A 15,660-nucleotide genomic window follows, 5' to 3' on the forward strand; every position below is an offset into this window, starting at 1 on the left:
GCCAGCGTTCAATCTGAGCCATGATCAAACTCTTCAATTTAAGTTTGGTTGCTTCGAAAAGCGGCTCAATGAATTGCTGAAATAAACTGTTCGACCTCTTATTGCTAAGAAATCGTCTTGGTCACTTCACCAGACATTGAAAATCAAAAATTGTTTTTGATGTTCGATGCTGTGAGTGCCCACACAGATTGCTTGATTCAAATTGTTAAAGAGCGACGCAACAGTGTGTTGCTGCGGGAGTGGAATTCTACTCAACCGCCTTCTCGAGTCAAGCCTTATTTTCAAAGGCCTTTCGAGGTTATCGACTTGGCTTTCTGCGTTGCCGCTTGCCCTGTCGATGTGGCGCATTATAGAGATCCAGCTCACATTGGCAAGGCTTTACCGCAATAAAATTGCAAAAAAGTGCAATTTCTTGGTTATTCATATCAACACACAGCCTTTATACAGACTTATCCACAACCAAGGGTGAAGTGAGAACGTTTTACACCGGATAAATGCCTTACAAGGGTACTGGCCTGGCACTCATCCACCATTGCCGCACTGTCGCGTCTAACGCGCAGCGCCCTCGACATCTTCTATATAAGAAGGCGTATGAGGCATATATAGAAGCGCTTATCCCAATCTAGCCTCTTTGACCCAGCACGCTATCAGCTCGCTGGCAGGAAGATCCCTGCAACCCGATACATCCTGCCCAGCCCAGAGCGGAGAGAAGCCACTGTCCCCCGCCTTCTCGGCGGCGACGCGCAGCGGTGCCAGTGCGCCACTGGCATAGGGGAATTGAGGGGCAAGATCCGAAAGCGGGCCCAGCTCTTTCATAAGACGGTTGACGATCCCCCGCGCCGGACGGCCACTGAACAGATTGGTCAGTGCCGTCTGCTGGCCCTCTGGTGAATGGATGGCGGCGCGATGCAACGCCGAGGTGGTCGCTTCATGGCAGCAGAGAAAGGCGGTGCCCATCTGCACGGCACTCGCCCCCATTGCCAACGCGTTGGCGATCCCCTTGCCATCGACGATACCGCCAGCGGCAATCACCGGCAGATCGGTCACCGCGAGAATTTGTGCCAGCAGGGTCAGGGTGCTCTGCTGCAAGGCGAGATCATCGGAGAGGAAATGACCGCGATGACCGCCCGCCTCCAATCCCTGAGCGATGATGGCATCGGCGCCGTGTTGAGCGAGCCATACAGCCTCCGCCACCGTGGTGGCGCTGGCCAAGACCTTGGCCCCCGCTGCTTTCACCCGGGCAAGCAGCTCGGGAGCGGGCAAACCGAAGTGAAAGCTGACCACCGCCGGTCTGAACTCAGCCACCATGGCGGCATGTTCCCCATTGAAAGGGGCACGACTTGGCGCCGTCGTAACGGTTGGGGGAAGTATGCCGAACTCGGCGTAGTAGGGAACCAGGCGCTGCTGCCAGCGGGCCAGTTCAACGGGATCCGGTTCCCGTTGCCGATGGCAGAAGAAGTTGATGTTAAATGGCCCAAGGCCGCTTTGGGCAAGACGCCCCAGTTCGCTGCGCAGTTCCGCTGATGTGAGCATGGCGGCAGGCAAGGAGCCCAAGCCGCCCGCACGGGTCACGGCCAGCGCCAGATAGCTGCCCTGCACACCGGCCATCGGTGCCTGAATAATGGGATAACGCATCCCCAGCTCGGCAAACAGGCTCATCCGTTCACCCCGAGCAGCATTGCCCGCTCTTGCGGGCCAAACCGGTTGTTGCCATCCATCTGTCAGACTCCTTTCTGATAACCGTGGTTACACATCAGGCCCGCAAGGGGCCCGATGAAGAGAGTGGAGGCTTAACGCACGCTGCGCAGCAGGAAATCCGGCTGACCACAGGAGCGACGCTCACGCTTTTGCATCTCGGCGGAGCAGGTGACCGCATCCGTCCCCTCTTTATTGACGCAGATGTAGATCTCCCGCAGGAAGCGGCCACCATCGGCGCAAGCCACCGTGATGTTGTCGGGAGCCAGCCACTGGTTGGCGCTCGCCAGATCGGCCTTGAGCTGGAAACTGGTTTTGCGCAGAGGCTCTTCCGGGGATTGATAAGCCGCCGGGATCTTCACCTTCTGGCGCAAATCGCTCGCCAGCTGATGGAAGGCCTGCTGGCTCAGGCCGGAGCAGGTGCCGTGCTTCTCCCACTCATGGCGATAGAGGAAACGGCTGGGGTAGAGGTCGGCAAACTCGCTCTCCATATCGTGATCGAGCCGTTCGCGGGTGCAACTGCTGGGATAACCGCGATCGTACTGAGGCCAGAGACCGTGCAGCACAAAGCCCAGCTTGCGGGAACACTGGTCCCGATCCGCCGGTTTGACGGCGCAATGCTCGGGCGACCAGGAGAGCGCCATGGCGTAATAGTCAAACGCCCCCGCCTCCCCTTTAGCCAGCACGGCCGAGGAGAGCAACAAACTACCCGCCAACAGGGCAATCATCTTCTTCATCTTTATATGTCCACCTTACGCGACTCGGGATGACAGCCATGCTCCCATATTCTGGCGGCGGGAAACAGCCATGCTGAGACGCTGCGCGACAAGGGTCAGACCAGTCAGGGGTTTCACCAGAAGGCGAGCAGGGGTAAGCTGACCGACCGGTAGGCTCCTCGTCCACCACCAGATAATCCCTCTTGGCAACCACAGGATGTAACATGATCCGCAAGAATCCCTCCGGCCATCTGCCTGTCATCGACGAATCCGCCTATATCGACAAGACCGCCATCATCTGCGGCAAGGTGATCATCAAAGAGAATGTCTTTGTCGGCCCCTATGCGGTGATCCGCGCCGACGAAGTGGATGCCAACGGCGAGATGGAACCCATCGTCATCGGCGCCAACTCCAACATCCAAGATGGCGTGGTGATCCACTCCAAATCCGGTGCCGCCGTCACCATCGGCGAGTACACCTCCATCGCCCACCGCTCCATCGTCCACGGGCCATGCGAAGTGGGAAACCGCGTCTTTATCGGCTTCAACAGCGTGCTGTTCAACTGCCATATCGGTGACGGTGCCGTGGTACGTCACAACTCGGTGATCGATGGCTGCGATCTGCCGCCGGAGTTCTACGTCCCCTCCACCACCCGCATCAACCAGCAGAGCGATCTGACCCATATCCCACGGGTCTCGGTAGATGCCGCCGAGTTCTCCGAAGACGTGGCCCACACCAATATCGATCTGGTCAAAGGGTACAAGGCGCTCTCCAACGAGTTCTGATCCCTTTCTTTATTACCAGAGAACAAAACGGGCGCCGAGGCGCCCGTTTTTCATCTGACTCTATATGAAGGCTAGATGGCCCTGACGCACGTGGCGGCATGAGCTTCATCCACCAGATCCCACAGCGGATCACCAGTACTCAGATCGAGCAACGGCAGCTCACCATCGTCATTGGCTGTTGCATCGCTGCTCCAGTAGCGGTTGTAGAGCGGCCACCCCTGCTGCTGAAGCAACTGATCCGTCGCGCCATCCTTGTTGTAAGCGGCAAACAGCACCTCCAGCTCGGCCCGGGTCGGCAGACGCCAGTCATCGTGGCCGCTCGCCACCAGCTGCTGGCAGTAATCCCGCGCCCGCGCTTGACCCATGGTCACATACTCCAGCGGGAAGGGATTGTAGTCACCATCGCTGTCACTGCTCACACCGTCATAGGAGATGGACAGACGATCCGCCTCGTCCCTGGTCAGCTGGCAGACAAAGGCAAGCTTGCCCGCCACCAGCTCGGGTTGACGACAGCCCCGGGCAAAATCGGGTTGGGCATCCACCACCTGCACCGTCACGGTCAACGTGTGACGAGCCGTGGTCGCCACCAGTCGTGCCGTACCGACCGCCACACCGCGCACCTCGCCCTGCGGACTCACGGTGGCGAACTCCGGCTGTTCGCTGCGCCAATCAATAGGCCCATCGAGCGGACCGAGAGATCCATCGCTCAGTTGCCACTGCAGTTGCAGCTTGAGTGAGCGCCCCACTTCCAACTGAGGCTGGGCAGGCAGCACCGCCAAGCCGGTGATCACCGCTCCCACCGGAGCCGGGTCATCCGCCTCACTCACCCCCAGCTCAGCAACAGTGGCCGGGGTGCGGCGCGGCTCGGCCGAGGCGCTGCGCAAAAACTCGCCGATGGCATCGAGCTCGTCATTGCTGAGGCCAAGGGCATGCAGGTGATCGGAGGCTTTGGGGAAGAAGGGATCATATTGATCCGCACCGGTCGGGAAGCCGACCCCGCTGCTCCACTTGGTCACGCCAAAGTTGTACATGGCCACCACCCCCTGCACCGAGCCGCCGATACGCTGGGCCAGGATCGGGAAGAGGCCGTTGTGCATATAGGGGCCGGTAAAGGCGACGTCCCGCAAGCTGGGGGTCTTGAAGCGACCGATATCTGCCTTGTTGCGGGTCTGCAGGAAGCGCCCGCGATCTTCCAGCTTGCCACGACCGTAATAGGTGAGCCCCACACTCTCGAACCCGTGCTGACTCAGCAGCGGGCCGGAATGGCAGTTCATGCAGCGGCCATCGGTGCGGTAAAGATGCATCCCCCACAGCGCCTTGTCACTGAGTGCCTGACTATTCCCTTTGACGAAGCGCTCAAAATCGCTGTCTCGGCTGATGATGGTGCGCTCGAAGGTAGCGATCGCCTTGGCGATCCGCTCCAGCGTGATCCCCTGATCGCCAAAGGCAGTGGCAAAAGCGGCCTGATAGTCGGGGCTGGCCTGCAAACGGGCCAGCAGCTCGTCATGACTCAGCGCCATTTCGATGGGGTTCTGGATCGGGTGAAGCGACTGCTCCTCCAGCGTGGCGACCCGCCCGTCCCAGAACTGGGTCGAGCTGAAGGCACTGTTGAGGATGGAAGGAGCGTTGCGATTGCCCTTCTGGCCCAGATGACCGACCGAGACGCTCAGGCCGTCGCTCCACCCCTTTTGCGGATCGTGGCAACTGGCACAGCTGATATCCCGCCCTTTGGAGAGCTGCTTGTCGAAAAATAACTGCTGACCCAGCACCACCTTGGCCCGGCTATAGGGGTTGTCGGCCGGGAAGGGAACCGCCGGCAACGGCCCCAGCTCCTGCCATTCCACCCCTTCATCCACCCGGGCTGCAGGCCATTGGGCTGACGCACCGCTGTACTGGGCGCGCAGGGCCGCCATGTCCGGCTTGCTGCTATCGCGCACCACGGAGGGGCGCACCGGATAGGGGGCCAGCGCATACCAGAGCAGACTGCCTTCTCCCTCATCCAGCCAGGTTCGGGTCGCCAGTTGATAGAGACGGGGTTGACCCGCACCATCCTGCAGCCAGATCTGGGCGGGCAGGCCAACAGCAAAGGTATTGGGATAGCGCCATGCCGACTTGTCACTACTCAGCAATCTCTCGAACTCGGTGAGGGTCGGCAGGCGCCAGTCGCTGCGGCCGCAAGCGGTCAGCCCCGCAGCCAGTTGTGGCTGGCTGGCAACCGCCAACGCACTGGTGTCACTGCCATACAGCCAGTACTGGCTACCCTTGACCCCGCTGACCGTGCGCACATCGTGCAGGCACTGCCAGGGGCCACGCATCACCAGCAGCCCCTGCTCATCGAGGCGCAGCAGATCTGCCGTCTCCGGCTCGTCCGGCTGGCTGGGATTGGCGGGATAGAGCTGGGTACGGGCGGACTGGATCTGGGCACTGTTGCTGCGCTGATACCAGCTCCGCGCCTGCTTGTCATCACGCAGGGCCAACAGCATCTGCCAGCTGTCGGCATAGTCGAGCACGGCGCCCGGCTGGCGCTGGGCCAGCAGGAAGGCAGCATAATCCTGAAGAGCCGCCTGTTGCTGCACGCGGATCTCCGCTGCCCTGCCCCACTCGGCCTGACTGAGGGAGCCATCTCCGCTCTGATCCGCCAGCAGGAAGAGCGCCGTCTCCTCCTCGTTCAATCCCAGCCGCGGCACGCTGTTGCGGCGCGCCAGAGTGATCCCGGCCGAGAGATCCACCACCCGCACCGATACCGCTCGCAGCAGATAGCCCTCGTCGCTGCCAAGCAGCTCCAGCGGCTGATCCAGTTGCAGACCTTCAGGCAAGGTGATGCGGGCAAGCTGGCCCGGTTCGATGGCCTGTTGCACGCGGATCCCGGTGGCGACCTGTCTCACCTCAAGCTGTGCTCCCGCCCCCAGTCGATCAGCCACATTGACCTCAATGGTCAGAGGAACCCGGGTATGAGTTTCCGGCGGCACTGTTGGCGGCGTGATGGGCGGTTCGGTCGGCTTGACGACCGGTGGGGTCACCTCGGGTGAGGGGGCCACAGACGTATTGCTGTGATTGTCATTGCATGCGGTCAGAGCCAGCAGGCTGAGCAGTCAAAGGCTGGTTTTCATTCGGTATGGTTGAGTGGTCAGACAAGTGCGCGATTATCCAGCCAAATACCAATCATTATCAATTGCATTCAATTAATATGCTTTTTGACAACAACTCCTTATCAGCAACGCCTTACCACCCGATGAGTGAGGGCAGCCTCTTTGGCTGCCCTCACTTGCTTAAACCCGCTTGTCGAAATCCCGAAAATCTTCAGGAGCACTTCTTCAGGCTGATATGCCAGTTGGCGCCGGATTGCACCTGATGCTTGGCGGCGAAGCTGTCCATGTTCAACGCCACCGATACCTGCAGCAGACTGTTGAGGTAGACCAGCGGCTGACCTTCCGGCACATCGCCGAAGCTGCTGACGTAAGGGGCCTTGCCGTCATATTTGACCACATCCCCTTCGCGGATCTTGATGCAGGCTGTATCCCCTTTGTTGATCCCCACCTTGGTCAGCAGGGCATCATCGATATTGGTCCAGACGTTGCCGTACTGCACATCGAGGATCGGGATGGTGCCCTTGAGGGTGCCATCTTTCTCGGCGACCGCAGGCTGATAGGGGATCTTCACCACTTCGGCTGGCAGCAGCGGGCCGACCTGCTCGTAGCTGATGGCGCCGGAGGCGAGCCGTGCACCGGTATAGGCGTACACATCACGGCCATGGAAGGTGTAGGACTTCTCGGAGCCCTTGAGGCGGTTGAGCTTCTCATCGATCTGGCGCACCGCCTCGATGCCGAAGTGCTCGGCCACCAGAGTCAGGGTGCCGTTGTCCGGGGTCACGATGTAGTGGCCGCTCCTGGTCTTGAGCACCACTGATTTGCGCTCGGTGCCGACACCGGGATCCACCACGCTGACGAACACAGTGCCCTTGGGCCAATACTGCAGGGTCTGGTAGAGGCGGTAGGAAGCTTCCCAGATGTTGTAAGCCGGGATCTCGTGGGTCAGGTCATAGAGCGGCAGGGTGCGATCCACCCCGAAGGCAACCCCCTTCATGGCCGACACGGCGCCATCTTTGAGGCCGAAATCGGTCTGGATCACCAGCGCTTCGTTGGCGGCGGCGATGCCGCTTGCCAGCATGAGAGCGAGCGCGATGGCGCGGGGAGCGGTGCGAATATCCATATCTGAACTCCTGAATCATCTGAGGATAACGAAACGGCGACGGCCATTTAGACATCCAGACTGCCACCAATGGATTTTTTTGCAAGGGGTTTGCAACAAAGTGAGGGACGACTCGCAGAAATTGTGCTCGCCAAACGGCGACAGCGGGGGTATCAAAGGCAGAATTGGAAAACGTTTACAATACAGGAGCTCAGCACCATGACACAACCCGTACCGGAGATGATGACCCTGCTGCTGGAGATTGGTGAACAGAGCAGCCAGCTCTGGCTGAGCCAGCCAGATGCGGCCCCGTCACACTACCTGCTGGCCTTTGGCACCCACGCCATCCAGCCCGGACCGTTTCGCAATGCGCCACCCACCCCGCTCGAACTGGAGCGGGCCATCATGGTGGTGGAAGATGAGCTGATGCGCATAGCCCCGCAGATCCCGCCCTGCTTGCAGCTGACCCTGCGCAGCCAGCCGTCGCTGGCCGAAGCGCTGGGGGACAACCAGCTCGACCGGGATCTGGTGGAGCAAGCCTTTGGCCAGTTGGCCGCGATGGCGGAAGGGGATCCTCTCGCCGCCAACCAGCTACCCCGTGACGAGCACTTTGCCGCCGTGCTGCTGATCGTCAGGGAGTGGCTGCACCATCTGGCCAGCGAGAGCGTGCTGATCGTGGAGTAGGGATAAATAAGTGGTAAGGGCTTCAGCTTCTGGCAAGGTTTGTCGGTGGATCCTGTCGGGATTTCCTTCGCGTATACTTTGCCCGTATGGCGCCCGCGCCCCTATCGGTACTCTAACCAGACACCTATGACCTTATTTTCAGGTAACCTCCCAGCCTTGCGCTGGCCATCGGCGTGTGCTCGCCAGTTCATCGTCAAAGTGGCCGGATTAGCCCTGCTCGCCCTGACCGGGCTGGGCATTGTCTTCTACTACACCTATCTCACTATCCAGCACGACATGGATCTCATCACCGCCAGACAGAAGAACGTGTTCGAGGTCTTCTACCAGCGAGCCAAGATCCTCAAGGTGGAGAACATCACCAGCTATCTGGCACAACACCATCTGCTCGATCAGCCACCGCCCCCGAATAGCATCGGCAGCGACTATCTCTACGGGTATGACCTCAAAAGCAAATACCGCTTTGCCGATATTCCGCTGCAATACCCGGCAGCCAATATCCTCAACACCTTCCGCTATGCCCTCTCCTATCCGGAGGTGATCAATATCTACACCATCTGGAATGACTACCGGCTGATCGGCATGGTGGCCGACAACAATGTGCTGCCCACCAGACTGGCGCCGATCAAGGTGGATCTGATGACACTGCCCGCCTGGTATCACTACTTCGGTTGCGCCAGCTTTGCACCCGGCCGCCCTTTGTGCAGCGCCGATGAGGCCTTTGTCTCCGATATCGAGATCGACAGCTTCAGCATGCGCAACACCATAGTGATGTACTTCCCCTTCATTCATCAGTCAGGGCGCGGCGGTTACAAATACGGACTGCTCGGTATCGATATCGCCGTCGATGAAGCATTTAACGATGTGCTGCACCCCTTCGACACCATCAACCCGACCCGCACCAACATATCGTTTGAAGCCGCCGAGCCCTGCCGCCCGAGGCATCTCTGCCTGAGCAAACCCTTTATGCGCACCAAGGCGGGGGATGATCTCTATCTGAAGTGGTCCTACAGCTGGTTCGATTTCGTCAAGCTGGCCCTGCAAAGTGCGGCCTTCAAGGTCTATCTCATCGTGCTGTTGCTGGGCATGGTGGCCTGGAAGCAGATCTACCTGCGGCTGCGCACCCTGGCGCACACCGACCACCTGACCCGGCTGCCACGCAGAGATGTGCTCTGCCAGAGTCTGCTCCATGAGCACGACTACCTGATGATCCTCGATATCGACAACTTCAAGTCGATCAACGACACCTATGGCCATAGCGTCGGGGATCTGGCCCTGGTCGCCTTTGCCCGCCATCTCAGAAGCAATATCCGCAAGGTGGACAGCGCCATCCGTTGGGGCGGCGAGGAGTTTATCGTGCTGTTCAAGGGGATGGAGGATGACGAGATGATGATCCACTCCGCTGGTCGCCTGCTGGATCGGCCATTGGGGATCCCCGAGCTGCCCACCCCCATCACCTTCTCCGCCGGGGTGATCCGCATTCGCGACTACCTCACCGTCACCGAGGCGGTGCATCTGGCCGACGAGCTGCTCTACCACGTCAAACAGCACGGCAAACACAACATCGCCTGCTACGAGGGCAAAAAGATCCGGCTGATCCGCCCGTTGCCGGACGACGCAGAGGCATAGCCGCCTTCTGCCGCTCCCCCAGCTTCTGTTACCATCGCGGCCACGATCACTCATTGCATCGTGGCCGCAGGCCGCGATAACCCTGACTGGTGCCCCTATGTCCACAGCCTCCTTTGCCGAACTGGCCCTCTCCTCCCGCTTGCAGCAGACCCTGACCGAACTGGGCTATGCCGCACCGACCCCCATTCAGGCTCGCGCCATCCCGGTCATTCTGGCAGGGCGGGATCTGATGGCGGGGGCCCAGACCGGCACCGGCAAGACCGCAGCCTTTGTGCTACCGCTGCTGGAGCAGTTGCTACAACAGCCACAAGCAGAGCCCCGCCCGCTCCGCGCGCTGGTGCTGGTGCCGACCCGCGAGCTGGCGGTGCAGGTCGCCGAGAGCGTGGCGCGCTACGGCCAGGGCACCGGTCTCACCAGCACGCTGGTCTACGGCGGGGTGAGTATCGCGGCTCAGGTCGAGGCGCTTCAAGCCGGGGTGGATATCCTGATCGCCACCCCGGGCCGCCTGCTCGACCATCTGCGTCAGGGGGCATTGAGCCTGGATAGCCTGCGCCATCTGGTGTTTGACGAGGCGGACCGCATGCTCGACATGGGCTTTATGGACGAGATCAAGGCGCTGCTCAAACAGATCCCGGCGGACCGCCAAACCCTGCTCTTCTCCGCCACCTGCGACGACAACCTGTTTGCCCTCTGCAAGGTGCTGCTACGCGACCCCGAGCTGATTGAAGTGGCACCGCGCAACACCACGGCGGCCGAGGTGGAACAACGGGTCTACACGGTGGACAGCGATCGCAAGCTGGCGCTGGTCGAACACATGCTGAAAGTGAAAAGGTGGGCACCGGCACTCATCTTCAGCCGCACCCGCCAAGGGGCTGACAAGCTGGCCCAGCAGCTTGGCAAAGCGGGCATCAATGCCCTCGCCTTCCACGGCGATCTATCGCAGAGCGCGCGAGAAAAAGTGCTGCTGGAGTTTCGCGCCGGCACCCTGCAGGCGCTGGTCGCCACCGATGTGGCGGCCCGCGGCCTCGATATCACGGATCTCAACTATGTGATTAACCTCGAGTTCCCGTTTGTGGCCGAGGATTACGTCCACCGTATCGGTCGCACCGGCCGCGCCGGCAACAAGGGGCTCGCCATTACCCTGTTCAGCCCGGAAGATGCGCCCCTGCTTGAGAAGGTGGAAGCTGTGCTCGACACTCGCTTGCCCCAGCAGTGGTTCCCCGGCTTTGAGCCGGATCTCACCCGCTTCGAGCCCGAGCCGCGCCGCAACAGCAAGGCGGCCCAGAAGCAGCGCGCCAGAAAGCAGGCCCTCGCTGGCAACAAGGGTGGCAAGGGCAAGCGTTAAGCCTGCCCTGCGCCGCCAATAAAAAAACGCCCGCACGGGCGTTTTTTGTTATCTGACAGGAGCCTGCTCTTGGCGAGTAGCCCCCTAGCGGGTCGCCAGCACCAGTGGCAGGGATCGCAAAATTTGCCGCTCCGCCAGGGTCGAGAGAATAAACATCACCATATAGCCGAGCCCCAGCGCCACGATAATCGCCACCACATTGGCAGTGAATTTAGCCACCAGATAGTAGGCGGCAACCAGTGCCACTATGCCCGCCAGCCGGATCAGCAGGCTCTGGGTAAAGTGGCCGTGAGCCTTGATATAGGCGAGCTGATAGCCGTTGAGCATCATAAAGATAAAGAAGATGGAGAAGTGGAACAGCACCGGCACCGCCCCCACGTAGTCGGCGGGGAAGAACAACAGCACCAGCGGCTTGCCCGCCAGCAGCATCAAACCAAAGAACGCCAGACTGACGATGGCGGAGAGGCGGAAGATCCAGCGGCGAATAAGCCTTATCTGGCGGTGATCGCCATTGCGCAGATTGACCGCCAGCTCAGGCAGCACAAAGCGGTAGATGGGGAAGACAAACAAGGTGGTCATATAGGTAAAGATGGGGCGCACCACCACCTGAAAATCCCCCAGCTCGTCGATGCTGAAGTGGCGGATGGTGAGCAGCACAGTGATGTAGATCATCAGGATACTGGCCCCAGCCTCCAGCGAGGCGGTAAAGCTCTTCTTCACATAGCTCACCATCTCGGGGCCGAGCGCCACCTTGGCGAGCGGCCTGGTGGCGATGGCCCGACGACGCGAAACATACATATAACCGGCGATGGCCAGCGACGAGAAGGTCAGCCCGTAGAAGAGCGAAGCGAGCGCATCCATCCCGAGCCCAAAGTAACAGGCCATAAACAGCAGGCCATTGGCCAGCGGCTCCAGCCAGGTGACCCGGTTGGAGAGCGCATACATCCGGTACATGGCCACCAGATTGGTGAAGTAGACCTTGAGCCCCAGCCCGAAGATGACCCCCACCAGTTGCAGATACTCCACCCGGATATGGAGCCCGTGCTTGATATAGGGGATCACCGCTCCCCAGGTGAGCAGCACGATGCCAATCAGGAAGTAGCGAAAGATATTGATGATGTCCCGATCGTTTTTGGTCTGGGAGTAGCTCACCACCATGGAGGAGCGAAAACCTGTCATCAGAATAAAGGAGAGGGAGATCAGATCCACCACGCTGTTGAACAGCGCCAGCTCCCCCTTGGCGACCCACTGCGCCAGCCACACCTTGAAGGCGAAGCCGATAACGATGCTGACCAGCGAGGCCCACATCCCGGTGATAAAGGCCTGCTTGAGGCGCGCGAGAGAGGCGTATTGCATAACGAAAATGGATAACTTTCAGGGAAAAGAGAGAGGGCCATCTTATGAAAGCCCACCCCCCTTGAACAGCGTTAATGCTACGCACTCACAGCCACCAAAAAAACCGCAAACGCAAAAAGCCCGCTTATTTCCTGAAAGCGGGCGTTTTGTGGTGTGCCGTTATGGCTGCTGATTGCAGCGATGGCACGGCTTACTGCCAGTCTGTCGCGCAGCCGTTATGACTGCGGCGCCGTCTTGATCAGCTCTTCATAGTGATCAATCAGCTCGGGCCCGTGCAGCGGTGAGTCGTGACCGCCAATCACAGTCTTGATCGGCAACTTCATCGCCTTGAGCCGCTCGATGGTCTGCGGATAGGCCTTCACATTGGCAAAGCTCAGGTTGCCCAGCTTCTCCTTGAGGATGCAGTTGCCATAGAGCACCTGCTCGTCGGGGAAGTAGACAAAGATGCCGTCCGGCGTGTGGGCCGGGCCCGCGTAGAAGGCGCGCACCTTGCCCTCTTGCAGCGTGAAGTCACCATCGTGCACCACGTTCGGCAACACCAGCGGCAGATCTGGATACTCCGGCAGCCCCTTGCGGGTAAAGGCGACAATCTCGGCCCAGTCGCTCTTCATCAGATCCCGGGTCTGGCGCGTCGCCACCACCTTGGCCCCGATGGACTTCCAGTAGGCATTACCGCCCGCCCGGTCGGTGTGGTAGTTGGTGTTGATCACCTCCAGCACCGGCTTGCTGCTGACCCGTTTGATCAGCTTGTGCAGCTCGCGGGCGGTATCCGGCGTCCAGGTCGCCCCCACCACAGTCACCCCCTTGGCCCCGAAATAGACCATGGAGTTTTCCTTTACGTAGTAGTTATCTTCAACCACGTAAACAGGGCCGCTCACCTGCTTAAGGGAGATCCCCGCCGCCCGCACGCTGCCACCCCAGAAACTCGCCATCAGCACCACGGCCCCAGCCAATGTGCACTTTATCCAACCTTTCATCATCTTGCTCCCTCGAACCAACCGCCCCCTCGCCACCCCTGTGGCAAGCCGGGCCTTTTAAGCAGTGAGCAGAAGATACGGGGGATTTGTGAGGGGAAAATGAGGTTGTGTGAAGAGAAGGTGAAGTCAGGGGGAATGCAGAAAAATCAGGGGAAATCGGCGGCGATCCACGACCAATATGGCGATCGACGGTGCGGGAAGTGGAGAGAGGTAAAGGCTCAAAACGAAACGACAACACAGATAGCAGCCCCTCACCCTAGCCCTCTCCCGAGGGAGAGGGGATGGCCCGAGCCAATGCCAAGCCCGGTTGCCAGACCAAATCAGAGGAGCATATTTGCCCCCTTCTCCCCTTGCGGGAGAAGGGCTGGGGATGAGGGGGAGGTATATGCAAGCTAATGGTCAACACTCAACCATAAAACCCTAACGGCAAGTTAGTAAAAATAGCTTTTAAATTTACATCTACTCTTGTTAAGTTATATGAAGCAAAGACTCAATAAAATTAAAAAGGCAATAAATTGAAATACATATGGTTGTTTATAGTTGTTGCTGCTCTCATAGTCGGATCGTATGGAAGTGATCTAGAAAAAATTTCATCATGGTTATTAGGTGTAAATTTCACAATTTCAGCCTTCTCAATTAATTTCACATTTTTCGGTTATCAACTATCAAAATATAAACCTTTGTATTCTCATATTAATAGGAGGCAATGGTTAAATATATCCGCAGTGTTGACACTGCCATTCATACCATTGGTTTCTTATTTATTTGACCCCAATATATTCTCCTATGTTGCTCTAGCTGCACTGCCTATCTTATCGTTCTCTGCATTTGACAATGCGATGCTGACAAGCCGATACCTAGATCCCAAAACGTTCATATCAAACGTTTCAAGCATAAAATCCATTGATGGATATATAGTCAATCTGTCACGTCAAATTAGAAATGAAGCATCATCGCATGATGAAAAAACAGAGATAAACAAAGATAAATTCAGACTTCCACCTCATGGTTATAAATTTCAACCAACCATGCTTGGTTTAGAGAATGATGATATATGGGACTCTATGACTATAGTCATGAAACTCTCAATTGAGAATAATGACTACCCCACTTTCAAGTCGTCTCTTAGTGCTATATTTAGAATTCTGATTAGGTCATATGAATATAAAAATGACAATGATGAATATAAGATCAGTCAAGGAGTTCAATTTGTTACAAGAAAGCGGTTTCGCTCAATTGTAAGTCAAATAATAACGACAGATCATAATGGTATTTTTTTACAGTCCTTGTCTGGTGAGTTATGTGATTTACTTTCTAAAAAAGAAATTTACAACACTCCGTGTTCCAATTTGACAAGGGCTTTCACATCAGAGGCCATTTGGATTGGGCAAAAAATGCTTGAGTCAAAGGCTATCAGCGAGCCATTAAACATTCTCAACGCTGTACAAAACGTTATAGAACAAAATCTGTTTAATTTTAGTCAAAGTGATCTTTCTGATGTTAGATATAACAGCGACTACCATAATATATTCATATACGCCCATGACATTAAAGATTTGGGCGTCTCTGCATTAACAGGGGATAATCCTCACTTTGCTTTTAGGTGCATGGAGAGCCTATCTTATTTAGGTTGTAATGCAGCAAAGTTAGGTTCGACTCAAACTGTAGCTGCAGTATTTGAGTCAATTGTTCATCTTGGCCGAGTTTCTCGTAATTTGGGTATCGGCTGTTTCTGGTCACGATGTTTAATCTCAGCGGAAAGCCACGCTGAGGAATTTCTTGGGCATATATTAACATGGCTCATTCATGATCTTGATGAGAATGGAAATTTTTTCATGAAAGACTATGCCGAGCAAGCTTATTCTAGGATTCGTGGCATAAAATGTGTCATAAGACCGAAGCCAAATTCACAACCTATCTTCTGGATTATTGAGATGAAAGATGATGGGGGCAATACCATCCCTCATATTGAGTATGAAGTGGGAATGTACGGCTATTCTGGCCAGTTAGATTATTCAGACTTTAAAAACCTTAAAGAATATACATTAACAGGAATTGGTTCTGGAAGAGAGGCAAGAATAATTTGTTCTGAACCAATACCTCTAGAGTTATAAAAAATATGTATTTTTATGTAAGTTACATTGCATCTTAAATATAAATAAAGCCCCACACAGTGGGGCTTTATTTTGGGACTTGTCCCGTCCTGAATATGGTTTACACCTTTCCCCCCAATAAATGGAGAACCCGATGGGACAAGGTGTGAAACGGACACAGCGCGATTACTCGCT

11 protein-coding genes are annotated in these 15,660 nt (G+C 57.1%); 5 read left to right on the plus strand and 6 right to left on the minus strand.

The window, feature by feature from the left end:
* Positions 1 to 612: 612 nt before the first annotated feature.
* Both AB5Y76_RS18730 and AB5Y76_RS18735 read right to left on the minus strand, forming a co-directional pair.
* Positions 613 to 1,659 (minus strand): nitronate monooxygenase family protein, encoded by a 1,047-nt coding sequence (locus tag AB5Y76_RS18730; protein ID WP_263719251.1) that lies wholly within the window; start codon positions 1,657 to 1,659, stop codon positions 613 to 615.
* Between the two features lie 131 nt (positions 1,660 to 1,790).
* Positions 1,791 to 2,432, minus strand: a complete 642-nt coding sequence (locus tag AB5Y76_RS18735) for a ribonuclease (RefSeq protein WP_263719252.1) — start codon at positions 2,430 to 2,432, stop codon at positions 1,791 to 1,793.
* Positions 2,433 to 2,635: 203 nt separating this feature from the next.
* On the opposite strand from AB5Y76_RS18735, the gene AB5Y76_RS18740 reads away from it, so the two are divergent.
* Positions 2,636 to 3,196 (plus strand): carbonate dehydratase, encoded by a 561-nt coding sequence (locus AB5Y76_RS18740; RefSeq protein ID WP_005343397.1) that lies wholly within the window; start codon positions 2,636 to 2,638, stop codon positions 3,194 to 3,196.
* A 71-nt stretch (positions 3,197 to 3,267) separates the two neighbouring features.
* Here AB5Y76_RS18740 and AB5Y76_RS18745 read toward each other — a convergent pair whose 3' ends face one another.
* Both AB5Y76_RS18745 and AB5Y76_RS18750 read right to left on the minus strand, forming a co-directional pair.
* Positions 3,268 to 6,234: a cytochrome c peroxidase gene (locus tag AB5Y76_RS18745; RefSeq protein ID WP_263719253.1), complete on the minus strand. Its 2,967-nt coding sequence runs from the start codon at positions 6,232 to 6,234 to the stop codon at positions 3,268 to 3,270.
* Positions 6,235 to 6,496: 262 nt separating this feature from the next.
* Positions 6,497 to 7,405, minus strand: a complete 909-nt coding sequence (locus tag AB5Y76_RS18750) for an S-adenosyl-l-methionine hydroxide adenosyltransferase family protein (protein WP_167565346.1) — start codon at positions 7,403 to 7,405, stop codon at positions 6,497 to 6,499.
* A gap of 198 nt (positions 7,406 to 7,603) precedes the next feature.
* On the opposite strand from AB5Y76_RS18750, the gene AB5Y76_RS18755 reads away from it, so the two are divergent.
* From AB5Y76_RS18755 to AB5Y76_RS18765, 3 genes are all read left to right on the plus strand, one after another.
* Positions 7,604 to 8,068: a hypothetical protein gene (locus AB5Y76_RS18755; protein WP_263719254.1), complete on the plus strand. Its 465-nt coding sequence runs from the start codon at positions 7,604 to 7,606 to the stop codon at positions 8,066 to 8,068.
* 156 nt (positions 8,069 to 8,224) lie between these two features.
* Positions 8,225 to 9,694, plus strand: a complete 1,470-nt coding sequence (locus tag AB5Y76_RS18760; RefSeq protein ID WP_318528178.1) for a GGDEF domain-containing protein — start codon at positions 8,225 to 8,227, stop codon at positions 9,692 to 9,694.
* Positions 9,695 to 9,791: 97 nt separating this feature from the next.
* Complete coding sequence (locus AB5Y76_RS18765) at positions 9,792 to 11,039, plus strand: DEAD/DEAH box helicase (RefSeq protein WP_263719255.1); 1,248 nt, start codon at positions 9,792 to 9,794, stop codon at positions 11,037 to 11,039.
* Positions 11,040 to 11,123: 84 nt separating this feature from the next.
* Here the strand turns inward: AB5Y76_RS18765 and AB5Y76_RS18770 are convergent, their stop codons facing one another.
* Positions 11,124 to 12,395, minus strand: coding sequence for a hypothetical protein (locus AB5Y76_RS18770; RefSeq protein WP_263719256.1), 1,272 nt, complete (start codon positions 12,393 to 12,395; stop codon positions 11,124 to 11,126).
* A 215-nt stretch (positions 12,396 to 12,610) separates the two neighbouring features.
* Positions 12,611 to 13,375: a CphA family subclass B2 metallo-beta-lactamase gene (locus tag AB5Y76_RS18775; protein WP_263719257.1), complete on the minus strand. Its 765-nt coding sequence runs from the start codon at positions 13,373 to 13,375 to the stop codon at positions 12,611 to 12,613.
* 512 nt (positions 13,376 to 13,887) lie between these two features.
* Here AB5Y76_RS18775 and AB5Y76_RS18780 point away from each other — a divergent pair.
* A complete protein-coding gene (locus tag AB5Y76_RS18780) occupies positions 13,888 to 15,486 on the plus strand; it encodes a hypothetical protein (protein ID WP_263719258.1) in 1,599 nt (532 codons plus the stop codon).
* Positions 15,487 to 15,660 lie beyond the last annotated feature (174 nt).

Origin of the sequence: Aeromonas sp. R1-2 (assembly GCF_040908505.1) — a bacterium.
Taxonomy (GTDB): Bacteria; Pseudomonadota; Gammaproteobacteria; order Enterobacterales; family Aeromonadaceae; genus Aeromonas; species Aeromonas veronii.

What these genes read in the sequence shown, in the direction of transcription:
- AB5Y76_RS18730 (WP_263719251.1), bottom strand. Translation starts at nt 1,659, where the DNA reads ATGAGCCTGTTTGCCGAGCTGGGGATGCGTTATCCCATTATTCAGGCA.
- AB5Y76_RS18735 (WP_263719252.1), bottom strand. Translation starts at nt 2,432, where the DNA reads ATGAAGAAGATGATTGCCCTGTTGGCGGGTAGTTTGTTGCTCTCCTCG.
- AB5Y76_RS18740 (WP_005343397.1), top strand. Translation starts at nt 2,636, where the DNA reads ATGATCCGCAAGAATCCCTCCGGCCATCTGCCTGTCATCGACGAATCC.
- AB5Y76_RS18750 (WP_167565346.1), bottom strand. Translation starts at nt 7,405, where the DNA reads ATGGATATTCGCACCGCTCCCCGCGCCATCGCGCTCGCTCTCATGCTG.
- AB5Y76_RS18755 (WP_263719254.1), top strand. Translation starts at nt 7,604, where the DNA reads ATGACACAACCCGTACCGGAGATGATGACCCTGCTGCTGGAGATTGGT.
- AB5Y76_RS18765 (WP_263719255.1), top strand. Translation starts at nt 9,792, where the DNA reads ATGTCCACAGCCTCCTTTGCCGAACTGGCCCTCTCCTCCCGCTTGCAG.
- AB5Y76_RS18770 (WP_263719256.1), bottom strand. Translation starts at nt 12,395, where the DNA reads ATGCAATACGCCTCTCTCGCGCGCCTCAAGCAGGCCTTTATCACCGGG.
- AB5Y76_RS18775 (WP_263719257.1), bottom strand. Translation starts at nt 13,375, where the DNA reads ATGATGAAAGGTTGGATAAAGTGCACATTGGCTGGGGCCGTGGTGCTG.